Here is a 13,959-nt window from a genome sequence, read left to right on the forward strand (position 1 = left end):
GCCTAGCCCACCGCGCCCCGCGGCGGTAGGCCTCGCCTCCCCTCACATCCCCAGCTTCTTCCTGCGCTGCGCCAGCGTGCGCAGCCTGAGCGCGTTGAGCCTGATGAACCCCGCCGCGTCGCGGTGGTCGTAGGCGACCGCGCCCTCCTCGAAGGTGACGAGGTCCTGGTCGTAGAGCGAGAACGGGCTCTCGCGGCCGACGACGTGGACGCCGCCCTTGTAGAGCTTGAGCCGCACGGTACCGGTCACGTGCTCCTGGCTCTTGTCGATGGCCGCCTGGAGCATCTCGCGCTCGGGGGAGAACCAGAAGCCGTTGTAGATCAACTCGGCGTAGCGGGGCGCGAGCTCGTCCTTGAGATGCGCCGCGCCGCGGTCGAGCGTGATCGATTCCATCGCCCGGTGGGCCACCGAGAGGATCGTGCCGCCGGGCGTCTCGTACATGCCCCGGCTCTTCATGCCGACGAAGCGGTTCTCGACCAGGTCGAGGCGGCCGATGCCGTTGTCGCGGCCCAGGTCGTTGAGACGCGCGAGCAGGCTCGCGGGAGAGAGCGCTTCGCCATCGATGGAGACGGCGTCACCGCGCTCGAAGCCCACCGTGATCACGGTGGGCGTGTCGGGCGCCTCCTCCGGCGAGAGCGTGCGCGAGAAGACGTAGTCGGGCACCTCCTGGGCGGGGTCCTCCAGCACCTTGCCCTCCGAGGAGGTGTGCAGCAGGTTCGCGTCGACCGAGAACGGCGCCTCGCCGCGCTTGTCCTTGGAGATGGGGATCTGGTGCTGCTCGGCGAAGGCGATCAGCTGCTCGCGCGAGCGCAGGTCCCACTCGCGCCAGGGCGCGATCACGGTGACGTCGGGCTTGAGCGCGTAGTAGCCGAGTTCGAACCGCACCTGGTCGTTGCCCTTGCCGGTGGCGCCGTGGCAGACGGCGTCCGCACCGGTCATCTCCGCGATCTCGATCTGGCGCTTGGCGATGAGCGGCCGCGCGATCGAGGTGCCGAGCAGGTAGACGCCCTCGTAGAGCGCGTTCGCCCGGAACATCGGGAACACGTAGTCGCGCACGAACTCCTCGCGCAGGTCCTCGATGTAGATGTTCTCCGGCGCGATGCCGAGCAGCTCCGCCTTCCTGCGCGCCGGCTCCAGCTCCTCGCCCTGGCCGAGGTCGGCGGTGAAGGTCACCACCTCGCAGCCGTAGGTCGTCTGCAGCCACTTGAGGATGATCGAGGTGTCGAGCCCGCCGGAATAGGCGAGGACGACCTTGTTGACGCGCTTGTCGGTCATGGGTTCGGCTTTCTGACGGCGGCTGGAGGCGCGGGCACGCGAGCGACGGACGAGGGCGCCGGACTTTTTTTCGCCGCCATCGTGCCGTGGGTGGACCGCGCGCGTTTATAATGCGGTGGACGGCGCACGCAACAGCTCCCGCCACCGCCGTGGATCGCGCATTCTCGACCACGAGTTCGTCCCTACACCCCGCGCGCGAGATGAGGCCCGCATGACCCGTCGCCCCGTCCTGGAGTTCTGGTTCGACTTCGCCTCGACCTACGCCTACCTCTCGGCGATGCGTATCGAGCCTCTGGCGGAGGCCTCGGGAGTGGACGTGCGCTATCGGCCGTTCCTGCTGGGGCCGATCTTCCAGGCGCAGGGCTGGAACACCTCGCCCTTCAACCTCTACCCGGCCAAGGGTCGCTACATGTGGCGCGACGTGGCGCGCGAGGCGGAGCGCCGGGGCCTGCCCTTCCGCAAGCCGGAGCCGTTCCCGCAGAACGGTCTCGCGGCGACCCGCGTGGCGCTCTTCGGCGCGGACAAGCCGTGGTGCGGCGCCTTCGTGCGGGCGGTGTTCCATGCGCAGTTCGGCGAGGCCCGCTCGATCGAGGAGCCGTCCGCGGTGGCGGCGCTCGCCGGCGGCGTCGGCCTCGACTCGGACGCGACGATGAGGGCGGCGAGCGCGGACCCCAACAAGCAGCGCCTGCGCGCCGTGACCGAGGAGGCGCGCACGAAGGGCGTCTTCGGAGCACCGACCTTCTTCGCCGAGGACGGCGAGATGTTCTGGGGCGACGACCGGCTCGAGCGGGCGCTCGCCTGGGCTGCCGGCGAGGAGGCCTGACGCGGCGAATCCGGCGGCGCGCGCCCCGACTCCGCGCGCCCGCACGCGCGAGCCGGGGCGCGGCGCCGCGTCGGGAACGCAAGCTGGGCTGCGGCCCGGCGTCGCGGACGCACGTCCAGGGCCTGTGAAAATCGGCCTCGGGCGGCCTGGAACCGTTCCAGCTATGGACAGACGAGCGTCGCCGTGCCAAAGGCATCGCCGCGCGGGCGACGCCCGGTCGCATTGCGCGCGCGCGGGTGCTGTTGCACTTCCCCCGGCACGATCCGCGCGGTTCCATGCGTTCGTCGCGTCCTTCGCGGGCGCGATCGCGCGATGACCGTCTTCTTGAACCCTGCTCGGGAGAGTGACGTGGCCGAGACCACCGCAGCGCAAGAGCCCACCCGGCGCGACTTCCTCTTTCTGGCGACGGGCGCCATGGGCGCCGTCGGCGTCGCCGCCGCAGCCTGGCCCTTCATCGCGCAGCTCGCGCCCGACGCGCAGACCGTCGCGGCCGGCGCGCCGATCGAGGTCGACCTGACGCCCATCGCCGAGGGCCAGATCGTCAAGCTGTTCTGGCGCGGCGCACTGATCTTCGTGCGCAACCGCACCCCGGCCGAGATCGAGGCGGCGCGCGCCACTCCGCTCTCCGACCTCAAGGATCCCGAGCCGGACCAGGCCCGCGTGACGGAAGGCCGGGAGAACTGGCTGATCATCTACGGCAACTGCACCCATCTCGGCTGCGTCCCGCTCGACTTCCAGGGTCAGTACGGCGGCTGGTTCTGCCCGTGCCACGGCTCGGTGTTCGACACGTCCGGGCGCATCCGCTCGGGCCCGGCGCCCATCAACCTGCCGGTCCCGCCCTACCGCTTCGCAACCGACACGTCGATCGTGATCGGCGAGGAGGCCTGAGGCGAGAGCGAGCCTCGCGGCGGCGGCGCCGGCTCGGTGCCGCGGCCGACGGAAACCCGAACGAGAGCCGATCCGGCGAGACCAAGCAGGCCAGAATCATGAGCTCACATTCCACGACCTACGTTCCCAAGAGCGCCGCCGCGAAGTGGCTGGAGAGCCGGCTGCCGATCATCGGCCTCGTGCACTCCTCGTTCGTCGCGTTCCCGGTGCCGCGCAACCTGACCTACTTCTGGACCTTCGGCGCCATCCTGATGGTGATGCTCGTGGTCCAGATCGTCACCGGCATCGTGCTCGCGATGCACTACACCCCGCATGCCGACCACGCCTTCACGTCGGTCGAACACATCATGCGCAACGTGGAGTACGGCTGGCTGCTGCGCTACCTGCACGCCAACGGCGCGTCGTTCTTCTTCATCGCGGTCTACATCCACATCTTCCGCGGCCTCTTCTACGGCTCCTACAAGGCGCCGCGCGAGGTCCTGTGGATCCTCGGCGTCATCATCCTGCTGCTGATGATGGCCACCGCGTTCATGGGCTACGTGCTGCCGTGGGGCCAGATGTCGTTCTGGGGCGCCACCGTGATCACCAACCTGTTCTCGGTGATCCCGCTCGTGGGCGACACCATCGTGTCGTTCCTCTGGGGCGGCTACTCGGTGGGTAACCCGACGCTCAACCGCTTCTTCTCGCTGCACTACCTGCTGCCCTTCATGATCTTCGGCGTGGCCATGCTCCACGTCTGGGCGCTGCACGTGCCGGGCAACAACAACCCGACCGGCGTTCCGATCAAGTCGGGGAAGGACGCGCTGCCGTTCCACCCCTACATGACGGTGAAGGACACGTTCTCCATCGTGTGCTTCTTCATCGTGCTCGCCTGGTTCGTGTTCTACATGCCGAACTATCTCGGCCATGCGGACAACTACGTTCCGGCCGACCCCGCTGCGACCCCGGCTCACATCGTTCCCGAGTGGTACTTCCTGCCGTTCTACGCGATCCTGCGCGCCGTTCCCGACGCGCTGCTCGGCGTGGTGCTGATGTTCGCCGCCATCGCGGTCCTCGCTTTCCTGCCCTGGCTCGACACGTCGAAGGTCCGGTCGGGCGCCTACCGCCCGGTGTTCAAGGTGATCTTCTGGGCCTTCGTCGTCACGTGCCTGGTGCTCGGCTGGCTCGGCTCGCGTCCGGCCGAGGGCATCTACGTCGTGCTGACGCAGATCTTCACCTTCCTCTACTTCGCCTACTTCCTGATCGCGCTGCCGCTGCTCGGCCTCCTGGAGAAGCCGCTGCCGCTGCCGAACTCCATCTCGGAGGCGGTGCTGGGCAAGAAGCAGGCGAGCGGGTCGGGCATGCCCGTCGGTGCCGCCGCCGAGCCTCAGTCCAAGGGCTGAGGCGCGGTGGAAGAGCGAGATCAGGACAAGGGTTCGAGAACCATGAAGAAGACCCTCATCATCGCCGGCGCGCTCGCGGCCTCCCTCGCGCTCTCGAGTGGAGCGGCGCAGGCCGCGGGCGGCGGCGTCACCCCGCCGCGGCAGGACTGGAGCTTCGCCGGCCCGTTCGGCACCTACGATCGCGCACAGCTCCAGCGCGGGTTCCAGGTGTTCACGGCCGTTTGCGCCTCCTGCCACGGCCTGGAGAAGATCTCCTTCCGCAACCTCGCCGAGGCGGGCGGTCCGGAGTATTCCCAGGCGCAGGTCGATGCCTTCGCGGCCGAGTTCCTCGTGGACGGCGGCTACGACGAGTTCGGCGATCCGGTGCAGCGCCCGGCGACCCCGGCCGACTTCTGGCCCTCGCCGTTCGCCAACTACCAGCAGGCCGCGGCGGCGAACGGCGGCAAGGCTCCGCCGGACCTCTCGGTGATGGCCAAGGCGCGCACCTTCGAGCGCGGCTTCCCCTGGTGGATCACCGACGTGTTCACGCAGTACAACGAGAACGGCGTGGACTACATGGCGGCGTTCCTGAAGGGCTACGTCGACCCGCCGGAGGATTTCGACCCGGCGCTCGGCAACTGGAACCTCTACTATCCCGGCCACATCGTCGCGATGCCCAACGTGCTCTTCGAGGGCGTCGTCGAGTACCCGCGCGATGCGCAGGGGCGGCCCGTCGTTCCCGAGACGGTGGAGCAGTACGCCAAGGACGTGACGGCGTTCCTGATGTGGACGGCCGAGCCGCACCTCGAGGCGCGCAAGGCGATGGGCTTCCAGGTGCTGGTCTTCCTGATCGTCTTCGCCGGGCTCCTGTACTTCACCAAGAAGCGCATCTGGGCGCGCGTCGGCGGAGAGACCGAGGGCCACGCCACGGGCTGACGTCGGCTTCGCGCCGCACGCACGACGAGAGAAGGGGCGTCCCTGCCGGGGGCGCCCATTCGTTTTGCGCGACGCGGCCGCATTTCGGGGGTTGCCCGCGCCACGCTTCGGGCTAGCATCGCGCTGCAACAACCGGAGAGGCCGACGACATGGCACGCGCGGTACTGGGCGTGATCGGGGGCTCGGGCGTCTACGACCTGCCCGGCATGGAGGACGTGCGCGAGGAGCCGATCGCTTCGCCCTGGGGCGAGCCCTCCGCCGTCCCGCGCATCGGGCGAATCGGCACGACGCCGATCGTGTTCCTGCCGCGCCACGGGCGCGGCCACCGCCTGTCGCCGTCCGATATCGACTACCGCGCCAACATCGACGTGATGAAGCGCGCCGGCGTCACCGACATCGTCTCGCTCTCCGCCTGCGGCTCGTTCAAGGACGAGCTGCCGCCGGGTTGCTTCGTCCTCGTCGACCAGTTCGTCGATCGCACTCACAGGCGCGAGAGTTCGTTCTTCGGCGCGGGCTGCGTCGCCCACGTCTCGATGGCGCACCCGGTCGGCCCGGCGCTGCAGCAACGCCTGTACGACGCCGGCGTGGCGGAAGGCCTCGACGTGCGCAGGGGCGGCACCTACGTGTGCATGGAGGGTCCGCAATTCTCGAGCCTCGCCGAGAGCCTCGGCTACAAGGCGATGGGCTACGACGTCATCGGCATGACCAACATGCCCGAGGCCAAGCTCGCCCGGGAGGCGGAGATCACCTACGCCACGGTCGCGATGGTGACGGACTACGATTGCTGGCACCCCGGTCACGCGGCGGTCGACGTCGCCGCGGTGATCGCGGTGGTGCGGGCCAACGCGGCGAACGCGGCGCGGCTCGTGGCACGGGTCGCGCGCGACTTCCCAGAGGAGCACGAGCCGTGCCCGGTCGGCTCCGACACGGCGCTCGAGGTCGCGATCATGACGGCGCCGGAGATGCGCGATCCCGCGCTCGTGGCCAAGCTCGACGCGGTCGCCGGCCGCGTGCTGAACCGCTGACCGATCCTCGATCCGCCCTCATGGACACGCGCCCAATGGACAGCCCCCCGATCGACCACTCCGTGGCCTCCGAGATCAAGTCGGCGATCCGCACGATCCCCGATTACCCCAAGCCCGGCATCATGTTCCGGGACATCACGACGCTGCTCGGCGACACCCGTGCCTTCCGGCGCACGATCGACGAGCTGGTCTATCCCTACGCCGGCGCCAAGGTCGACAAGATCGCGGGCATCGAGGCGCGCGGCTTCATCGTCGGTGGCGCGATGGCGCACCAGCTCTCCGCCGGCTTCGTGCCGATCCGCAAGAAGGGCAAGCTGCCGCACCGGGTGGTGAGCATCGCCTACGCGCTGGAATACGGCTCCGACGAGATCGAGATCCACGCCGACGCCCTCGTCGCCGGCGAGCGGGTGGTGCTCGTCGACGACCTCATCGCCACCGGCGGCACCGCCACGGCCGCCGTCGAGCTCCTGCGCCGCATCGGCGCGGAGGTCGTGGCCTGCTGCTTCGTCGTCGACCTGCCGGACCTCGGCGGGGCGGAGCGGCTGCGCGGGATGGGTGTGGAGGTGCGCTCGCTGGTGGCGTTCGAAGGGCATTGAATGCGTGTGAAGGTTGAACTGCTTCTATGGTAATTGCTTTGGTCGCTTCCGCGATCCGCTCGTGCTCTCCTGGGGAGGGAGGGACTCCGCTGGATCGGGGCGCGAGGATCGATGGGGGGGCAGCCTTGGATCGCCCGCGACGCGACGGATCGGCTGCGAGCGATGGCGAGCGAGCCCGACTTCGAACTCGGGCTTTCCGCCCATGCTCGGGAGCGGTTGGAGCAACGTGGCCTGACGATCGCCGATCTCCGCTGGGTCCTGAGGACGGGCTTCGTTACCGCTCCCTGGCGTCCCGGTCGCCTTCCGGGTACGTTTCGGTATGCGGTGGACGGTGCATCCCCGAACACGGGCAGCCGGAAACTGCGGCTCGTGGTGGTTCCCGACGAGGAACAGTGCAGGATCTTCGTCGTGACCGCCATGTGGCTCGACGCGGGCTAGGCGCAAGCGAGGGCACATGGACTATCGGTACGTCGAATGCGGGCTCGACGACGTCGTGCTCGTCGGGCTCGATCCCGAGCGCGTCGTGGATGGCGAGCGGGGCGTGGGGTTTCCGCGCATTGGCCGGCTGCATCGCGTCATCGCCGAGGCGATCGTGTCGCGGGCGGGGCCGCTCTCCGGCTCGGAGGTGCGGTTCTTGCGCACGGAGGCCGGGCTCGCACCGGCGGAACTCGCCGTGCATCTGGGGCGGACGGAGGCCGAGGTGACGCGATGGGAGGCTTCCATCGAGGGCCTTCCCGATGCCGTGGAGGCTGCCGTCAGAAGCTTGCTCGTCGCGGCACTCGATCTGCCGCCGCGCAGCGCGGGGCGATCCGGAGGTGCACGCGAGGCGGGCTCCATTCTCATCGATGGATCCGACCCTGCGCGCTACCGCGTGCTGGAGCCGGAGCGTGCGCGATAGGCCGGCCGCGATTCTTGTTGTCGCGGAACAGAAAGAGAACTAAAGTTCGGTGGACGCGCTCCCGCCGGGCTTGTGGACACGGCCGGGCGGGACTTGCGGACCGGCACGGCGGGCCGCACAAAGACGGCGAACGATGGCGACGAGCGAAGGACAGCGGAGGCGATCATGGCCGGCGTGAACAAGGTGATCCTGGTGGGCAACCTGGGCAGGGACCCCGAGGTGCGACGCACCGCCAACGGCGACCCGATCGTCAACCTGCGGCTGGCGACGTCGGAGACGTGGCGCGACAAGGCGACGGGCGAGCGCAAGGAGCGCACCGAGTGGCACTCGGTGGTGATCTTCAACGAGCCGCTCGGCAAGATCGCCGAGCAGTATCTGAAGAAGGGCTCGACGGTCTACATCGAGGGATCGCTCCAGACCCGCAAGTGGACCGACCGCGAGGGCGTGGAGAAGTACACGACCGAGGTCGTGCTCCAGCGCTACCGCGGCGAGCTGACCCTGCTCGGCGGCCGCGGAGGCGGCGGTGGCGGCGGTGGGGGCGGTGGGGGCGGTGACGATTACGGCGACGACTACGGGGGCGGCGGAGGCGGCGGCGACTTCGGCCGCTCCTCCCCCATGGAGCGCCGGCCGGCGACTCCCGGCGGCGGAGCCGGTGGCGGCGGCGGTTCGGGCTCGGGCGGCGGCTCGCGCTACGACGATCTGGACGACGACATCCCGTTCTGAGGGGAGGCGAGGTCGAGGCGAGGTCGAGGCGTGCTCCGACGCGTGCAGGGCGGCGACGCCGCGGGCCGAACGCGTCCACCCTCGCGCCCGACGACCCTGCTCCTGCCCCTCAAACCCGCTCCAGCGCCATCGCCACGCCCTGCCCGACGCCCACGCACATCGTCGCGAGCGCCAGGCTGCCGTCGCGGGCGTGGAGGGCGCGCGCCGCGGTGCCGACGAGGCGGGCGCCGGACATGCCGAGCGGGTGGCCGAGCGCGATGGCGCCGCCGTGAGGGTTCACGTGCGCGGCGTCGTCGGCGACGCCGAGGTCGCGAAGCGCCGCGAGCACCTGCGCGGCGAAGGCTTCGTTGAGCTCGAGCACGTCGAAATCGGAGACCGCGAGGCCGAGCCTCTCGCACAGCTTGCGCGAGGCGGGCACGGGCCCGACGCCCATGACGCGCGGCGCGACGCCGGCCGAGGCCATGCCCAGGACCTTGGCGATCGGCACGAGGCCGAGCGCCTCGGCACGCTCGCGCGTCGCGAGCACCAGCGCGGTGGCGCCGTCGTTGACGCCCGAGGCGTTGCCGGCCGTCACCGTGCCGTTCTCGCGGAAGGGCGCCTTCAGCGCGGCGAGCGCCTCGGCGGTCGTGTCGGCGCGGGGGTGCTCGTCGCGGTCCACCACCGTGACGGCGCCCTTGCGGCCGGGGATCTCGACGGGGACGATCTCGCCCGCGTGGAAGCCCGCCTCGGCGGCCGCCGCATAGCGCTGCTGCGAGCGCAGCGCGAAGGCGTCCTGGTCGGCGCGCGAGACGCCCCAGTCGGCGGCGACGTTCTCGCCGGTCTCGGGCATCGAGTCGATGCCGTATCGCGCCTTCATCGCCGGGTTGACGAAGCGCCAGCCGATCGTGGTGTCGTGGATCTCGGCCGAGCGCTGGAAGGCGCTCTCGGCCTTGCCCATGACGAGGGGCGCGCGGGTCATGGATTCGACCCCGCCGGCGACGGCGCAGTCGATCTCGCCGGCGCGGATCGCGCGCGCGGCGGCGCCGACCGCGTCCATGCCGGACGCGCACAGCCGGTTGAGCGTCACGCCCGGCACGGTCTCGGGCAGACCGGCGAGGAGGAGCGCCATACGCGCGACGTTGCGGTTGTCCTCGCCCGCCTGGTTGGCGCAGCCGAGCCAGACCTCGTCGAGCGCGTCGGCCAGCGCGGGCGTGCGCGCGACGAGGGCGCGGATCGGCACCGCGGCGAGATCGTCCGCGCGCACCCGCGCGAGCGCGCCGCCGTAGCGGCCGATCGGCGTGCGCACGTAGTCGCAGATGTAGACGTCGCGCATCGCGCTCGCTCCCACGTATCCGATTCCGGTGACGACGTGTGTCGCGTCCGCGCGCACGGCGGTCAAGCGAGCGGGGTGGGCAGGCGGGATGGGAGCGCCCGCGCCGTCGCCGCCGGCGCGCGGCTCAATCCGCCGGCGGCTTGCCGCGCAGGCTCTTCGTGCGCGCGTGCTTCGTCTTCCCGTCGAGCCGGCGGCGCTTGGAGGCGAGGGTCGGCCGCGTGGGGCGGCGTGGGGGAGGGCGGTAGGCGGCGCGGCGGATCAGGTCCACCAGCCGCGCGATCGCGTCGGCGCGGTTGCGCTCCTGGTCGCGGTAGACCTGCGCGGTGATGACGATCACGCCCTCCTTCGTCATCCGCGAGCCGGCGATCGCCGGCAGGCGCGCCTTCACCGGGTCGGGCAGGGAGGGGGAGCCGGCGGCGTCGAAGCGCAGCTGCACCGCGCTCGAGACCTTGTTGACGTTCTGCCCGCCGGGGCCGGAGGCGCGGATCGGGACCATCTCGATCTCGCCCTCTTCGAGGGCGATCGTGGGCGTGACCTCGATCATTTGAAACTCGCGGCGGGTGCCCCGATATAGGGACGAGACGAGAGGGAGATGTGAGCGCATGATCCGTTTCATCAAGTACGACGGCCGTCAACCGCGCGTGGTCACGGTCCCGCGCTGGGCGATCGGGCTCGGGCTCGTCGCGGCCTTCCTCGTCGGGCTCCTCGTGCTCGTGCTCGCCTTCGGGATCGCGCTCGTCGCGGTGCCGGTCCTGCTCGTCGCCGGGGGCATCGCCGCCTGGATCGGCCGCGGCAAGGCGCTCGGCGGCAAGGGCAACGCCGCGCGGGACGTCGCGCCGCGCACGGGGCCGGCCGAGGATCCCTTCCGCCCGCGGCGTCCGGGCGCGCGGGAGATCATCGACGTCGAATACCGCGTCGTCGATCGCGACGACCAGCCGCGCTGAGCCGGGGATGGACGAGGCCTTCGTGCGCCGCGACGCCGACGGCTTCGACGTCGATGCGACGCTGATCGGCTCCGGCCTCGGGCTCGCGCCCGAGCGCGTCGTCGCGCTCCTGCGCGAGGGCGCGATCACCAGCCTCGTCGAGCGCGGCGAGAACGAGGACGCGGGTCGCTGGCGGCTGACCTTCTTCCACGCGAGCGCACGCTTCCGCATCGTCGTCGACGACGAGGGGCGGGTGATCTCGCGCTCGCGGGTCTCCTTCGGCGGCGCGCCGTTGCCGCCGGCGATGCGCCGGCCGGGATAGCGCCTCGCCCATCCGCGTTTACCGGCTCTCAACCACTCTCGTTCATCTTCCGGAAAGCATGCCGCGCCACGTCGCGGCCGTTCCGGAGCCCGCGCACCCGTGCCGATCCGCGCCACCAGACGCCGTTTCGCCTCGGCCCGCGCCGCCGGCCTCGTCGCCTGCCTCGTCGCCTGCCTCGTCGCCTTCGGCGCGATCGCGGCGGCGCAGGGCGTGCGGGCGCAGGACGCGCCGGCCGTGGTGGCGCGCCAGCCCGGCGATCCCGCGCCCACCGCCGCGCTCGGCCTGCGGCCGGCGGCGCGCGATCCGCTCGTCTTCGCGCCGGTCCGCGCCGAGGTACGCGTCCCCGTCACCCGCCTCGCCCCGAGCCCCCCTGCGCCGGCCGCCGCGCCGCGCGCCGCGCCCGACGAGGACCCCTATGCGCCGCTCGGCATCCGTGCCGGCGCGCTCACGCTGCGCCCCTCGCTGACGCAGTCGCTGGGCTGGGATTCGAACCCCGCGCGGGTCGAGGCCGGCGCGAAGGGCCGCGCCCTCTCGCGCACCGAGGGCGTGGTGACGCTGGAGAGCGACTGGTCGCGCCACGCGCTGACCGGCTCGGCCCGCGGCACCTGGGACGCCTATCGCGGCGGAGATCCGGAGCCGCGGCTGTCGGGCGGGGCGGATGTCGGGCTCCGGCTCGACATCGCCCGCGATACGGCGCTCACGCTCGGCGCGAGTGCCGCCACCGCCACCGAGCGCACCCGCTCGCCGGAGCTGCCCGGCGACCTCGCGGACGGGCCGCGCACCTCCACCCTCGCCGCGAGCGCAGCGCTCGACACGCGCTTCAACCGCCTCGCCCTCGGCCTGCGCGGCGGCATCGCGCGCACGCTCAACGACGACGCGACGCGGCTCGACGGCACGCGCCTCGACCGCTCCGGGGACGACGTGACCGAGACGAGCGCCGCCCTGCGGGTCGGGTACGAGATCTCGCCGCGCCTCGTGCCCTTCGTCGAGGCCGAGATCGACCGGCGCCGCTACGACGAGGCCGGGACGGATCGCGATTCGATCGGGCGCACGGGCCGCGTCGGCGCGGCGGTGGAGATCACGCGGCGTCTCGCGGGCGAGGTCTCCGCCGGCTGGCAGGTGCGCACCTACGATGACGCCGCCCGGCGCGAGGTCGACGGCACCGTCGCCGAGGCCCGACTCGTCTGGACGCCCACGCCGCTCACCACGGTGACCCTCGCCGGCGAGAGCCGGCTCGCCGAGACCACCGTCGCGGGTGCTCGCGCCGCCGAGGCCCGCCGCGCCAGCCTCGCGGTCTCGCATGCCGTGCGTCGCAACGTGATTCTCGACGCGGCGCTGACGCTCGCGCGCACGGACTACCCCGGCAGCACGCTCTCGGAGGAGCTGCTCACCGCCAGCGCCGGCGCCGAGTGGCGGCTCAACCGATCGGTGGCGCTCACCGGCCGCTATACCCACGAGCGGCTCGCTTCCACGGCGCCGGGCGCGGATTTCGTCGCCGACGTCGCGCTCGTCGGGCTGCGCCTGACGCGCTGAAGGTCGCGGACGGGGCGCCGAGGGGTTGCCAAGCGGCCTGCGCTTCGGCGAAGCTCTGCCTCTCGCGGGGAGGCGCGCCGAGCCATGAAGCTCCTGTCCCACCTGCTGACGCGTTTCGTGCGCGACGGCCGCCTCACGGTGATCGACCATCGCGGCGCGCGCCATGCGTTCGGCTCGGGTGACGGCGGTCCGGACGTGACCATCCGCTTCACGGACGCGGCGGTCGAGCGCGAGATCTTCCTCAATCCCGAGCTTCGCGCCGCCGAGGCCTACATGGACGGGCGGCTCGTCTTCGAGGCGGGCTCGGGCGTGTTCGACCTGCTGCGGCTGTTCTCGGTGAACCGCGCGGGGCTCGGCAGCCATCCCGTCCAGCAGGCGTTGCGCCGCTCCTGGAAGGCGCTGCGCGGCGTGCACCAGGCCAACCCGCTCGGGCGGGCGGCGAAGAACGCCAGCTCCCACTACGACCATCCCGCCTCCTTCTACCGGCTCTGGCTCGACGAGCGGATGGCCTATTCCTGCGCCTATTTCGAGCACCCCGAGCAGAGCCTCGAGGACGCCCAGCTCGCCAAGTTCCGCCACGTCGCCGCCAAGCTGAAGCTCGAGCCCGGCATGCGTGTGGCCGAGATCGGCTCGGGCTGGGGCGGGCTCGCGATCTACCTCGCGCAGGTCTGCGGCGCGCGGGTCACCGCGATCAATGTCAGCCCCGAGCAGCTCGCCGCCTCCCGCGAGCGCGCCGCGGCCGCCGGCGCCGCCGAGCGCATCACCTTCGTCGAGCAGGACTACCGCGAGCTCGGGGGCCGCTTCGACCGGGTCGTGTCGGTGGGCATGATGGAGCACGTGGGCGTCGCGCATTTCGACGACTACTTCGCCGCGGTCGGGCGCCTGCTCGAGCCCGACGGCTTCGCGCTCGTCCACGCCATCGGGCGCATGTCCCCGCCGGGCTCGACCGCGCCCTTCATCCGCAAGTACGTCTTCCCCGGCGGCTACGTGCCGGCGCTCTCGGAGGTGTTCGCCTCGACGGAGCGCACCCGCCTGTGGGTGGCCGACTGCGAGATCCTGCGGCTGCACTACTACTGGACCATCAAGGCCTGGCGCGAGCGTTTCGAGGCGGCGCGGGCCGAGGTCGTCGCGCAGATGGGCGAGCGCTTCGCCCGGATGTGGGAATTCTACCTCGCCGCCGTCGAGCTCGGCTTCCTCGACGGCTCGAACATGGTCTTCCAGCTCCTCGTCGCCCACACCCGCGACGCGGTCCCCGTTCGACGGGACTACATGCTGGACGAGGAGCGCCGGCTGCGGGCGGCGGAGGAGGGGGCCGGGGCCTGAGGCCGTCGGCGCACCCCACGC

General features: G+C 71.5%; 16 protein-coding genes. 13 read left to right on the top strand and 3 right to left on the bottom strand.

Annotation, left to right across the window (positions count from 1 at the left end; all coding sequences use genetic code 11):
• Positions 1-42 precede the first annotated feature (42 nt).
• Positions 43-1,275 (bottom strand): argininosuccinate synthase, encoded by a 1,233-nt coding sequence (locus AB9M23_RS14050; RefSeq protein WP_372425180.1) that lies wholly within the window; start codon positions 1,273-1,275, stop codon positions 43-45.
• A gap of 211 nt (positions 1,276-1,486) precedes the next feature.
• On the opposite strand from AB9M23_RS14050, the gene AB9M23_RS14055 reads away from it, so the two are divergent.
• The 9 genes from AB9M23_RS14055 (at position 1,487) to ssb (ending at position 8,525) form a co-directional block, all read left to right on the top strand.
• The gene (locus tag AB9M23_RS14055) at positions 1,487-2,098 is read left to right on the top strand and encodes a 2-hydroxychromene-2-carboxylate isomerase (RefSeq protein ID WP_372425181.1); all 612 of its coding nucleotides are present in this window, start codon (positions 1,487-1,489) and stop codon (positions 2,096-2,098) included.
• Between the two features lie 348 nt (positions 2,099-2,446).
• On the top strand, positions 2,447-2,986 hold the full coding sequence (gene petA, locus AB9M23_RS14060) for a ubiquinol-cytochrome c reductase iron-sulfur subunit (protein WP_372425182.1): 540 nt from the start codon (positions 2,447-2,449) through the stop codon (positions 2,984-2,986).
• Between the two features lie 98 nt (positions 2,987-3,084).
• The gene (locus AB9M23_RS14065; RefSeq protein ID WP_372425184.1) at positions 3,085-4,368 is read left to right on the top strand and encodes a cytochrome b; all 1,284 of its coding nucleotides are present in this window, start codon (positions 3,085-3,087) and stop codon (positions 4,366-4,368) included.
• Positions 4,369-4,410: 42 nt separating this feature from the next.
• Positions 4,411-5,283 (top strand): cytochrome c1, encoded by an 873-nt coding sequence (locus tag AB9M23_RS14070; RefSeq protein WP_372425185.1) that lies wholly within the window; start codon positions 4,411-4,413, stop codon positions 5,281-5,283.
• A gap of 149 nt (positions 5,284-5,432) precedes the next feature.
• Positions 5,433-6,308 carry an S-methyl-5'-thioadenosine phosphorylase gene (locus AB9M23_RS14075; protein ID WP_372425186.1) on the top strand — a complete coding sequence of 292 codons (876 nt, stop codon included), beginning with the start codon at positions 5,433-5,435 and terminating at the stop codon, positions 6,306-6,308.
• Between the two features lie 35 nt (positions 6,309-6,343).
• Complete coding sequence (locus AB9M23_RS14080) at positions 6,344-6,904, top strand: adenine phosphoribosyltransferase (RefSeq protein WP_372425187.1); 561 nt, start codon at positions 6,344-6,346, stop codon at positions 6,902-6,904.
• A 162-nt stretch (positions 6,905-7,066) separates the two neighbouring features.
• On the top strand, positions 7,067-7,342 hold the full coding sequence (locus AB9M23_RS14085) for a DUF4258 domain-containing protein (RefSeq protein WP_372425188.1): 276 nt from the start codon (positions 7,067-7,069) through the stop codon (positions 7,340-7,342).
• Positions 7,343-7,358: 16 nt separating this feature from the next.
• Positions 7,359-7,802, top strand: a complete 444-nt coding sequence (locus tag AB9M23_RS14090) for a hypothetical protein (RefSeq protein ID WP_372425189.1) — start codon at positions 7,359-7,361, stop codon at positions 7,800-7,802.
• A gap of 165 nt (positions 7,803-7,967) precedes the next feature.
• Positions 7,968-8,525, top strand: a complete 558-nt coding sequence (ssb, locus tag AB9M23_RS14095; protein ID WP_372425190.1) for a single-stranded DNA-binding protein — start codon at positions 7,968-7,970, stop codon at positions 8,523-8,525.
• A gap of 109 nt (positions 8,526-8,634) precedes the next feature.
• Here the strand turns inward: ssb and pcaF are convergent, their stop codons facing one another.
• Positions 8,635-9,837, bottom strand: a complete 1,203-nt coding sequence (gene pcaF, locus AB9M23_RS14100) for a 3-oxoadipyl-CoA thiolase (protein WP_372425191.1) — start codon at positions 9,835-9,837, stop codon at positions 8,635-8,637.
• A gap of 124 nt (positions 9,838-9,961) precedes the next feature.
• Complete coding sequence (gene arfB / locus AB9M23_RS14105; protein ID WP_372425192.1) at positions 9,962-10,381, bottom strand: alternative ribosome rescue aminoacyl-tRNA hydrolase ArfB; 420 nt, start codon at positions 10,379-10,381, stop codon at positions 9,962-9,964.
• Positions 10,382-10,439: 58 nt separating this feature from the next.
• On the opposite strand from arfB, the gene AB9M23_RS14110 reads away from it, so the two are divergent.
• The 4 genes from AB9M23_RS14110 to AB9M23_RS14125 all read left to right on the top strand — a co-directional run bounded on the left by AB9M23_RS14110 (position 10,440) and on the right by AB9M23_RS14125 (position 13,938).
• Positions 10,440-10,781, top strand: a complete 342-nt coding sequence (locus tag AB9M23_RS14110) for a hypothetical protein (RefSeq protein ID WP_372425193.1) — start codon at positions 10,440-10,442, stop codon at positions 10,779-10,781.
• 7 nt (positions 10,782-10,788) lie between these two features.
• Positions 10,789-11,082 carry a DUF6522 family protein gene (locus tag AB9M23_RS14115; RefSeq protein ID WP_372425194.1) on the top strand — a complete coding sequence of 98 codons (294 nt, stop codon included), beginning with the start codon at positions 10,789-10,791 and terminating at the stop codon, positions 11,080-11,082.
• A gap of 99 nt (positions 11,083-11,181) precedes the next feature.
• The gene (locus AB9M23_RS14120; RefSeq protein WP_372425195.1) at positions 11,182-12,615 is read left to right on the top strand and encodes an outer membrane beta-barrel protein; all 1,434 of its coding nucleotides are present in this window, start codon (positions 11,182-11,184) and stop codon (positions 12,613-12,615) included.
• 84 nt (positions 12,616-12,699) lie between these two features.
• Complete coding sequence (locus AB9M23_RS14125; RefSeq protein WP_372425196.1) at positions 12,700-13,938, top strand: class I SAM-dependent methyltransferase; 1,239 nt, start codon at positions 12,700-12,702, stop codon at positions 13,936-13,938.
• The last annotated feature ends 21 nt before the right edge of the window (positions 13,939-13,959 follow it).

Source organism: Salinarimonas chemoclinalis (assembly GCF_041514305.1).
Lineage (GTDB): Bacteria > Pseudomonadota > Alphaproteobacteria > Rhizobiales > Beijerinckiaceae > Salinarimonas > Salinarimonas chemoclinalis.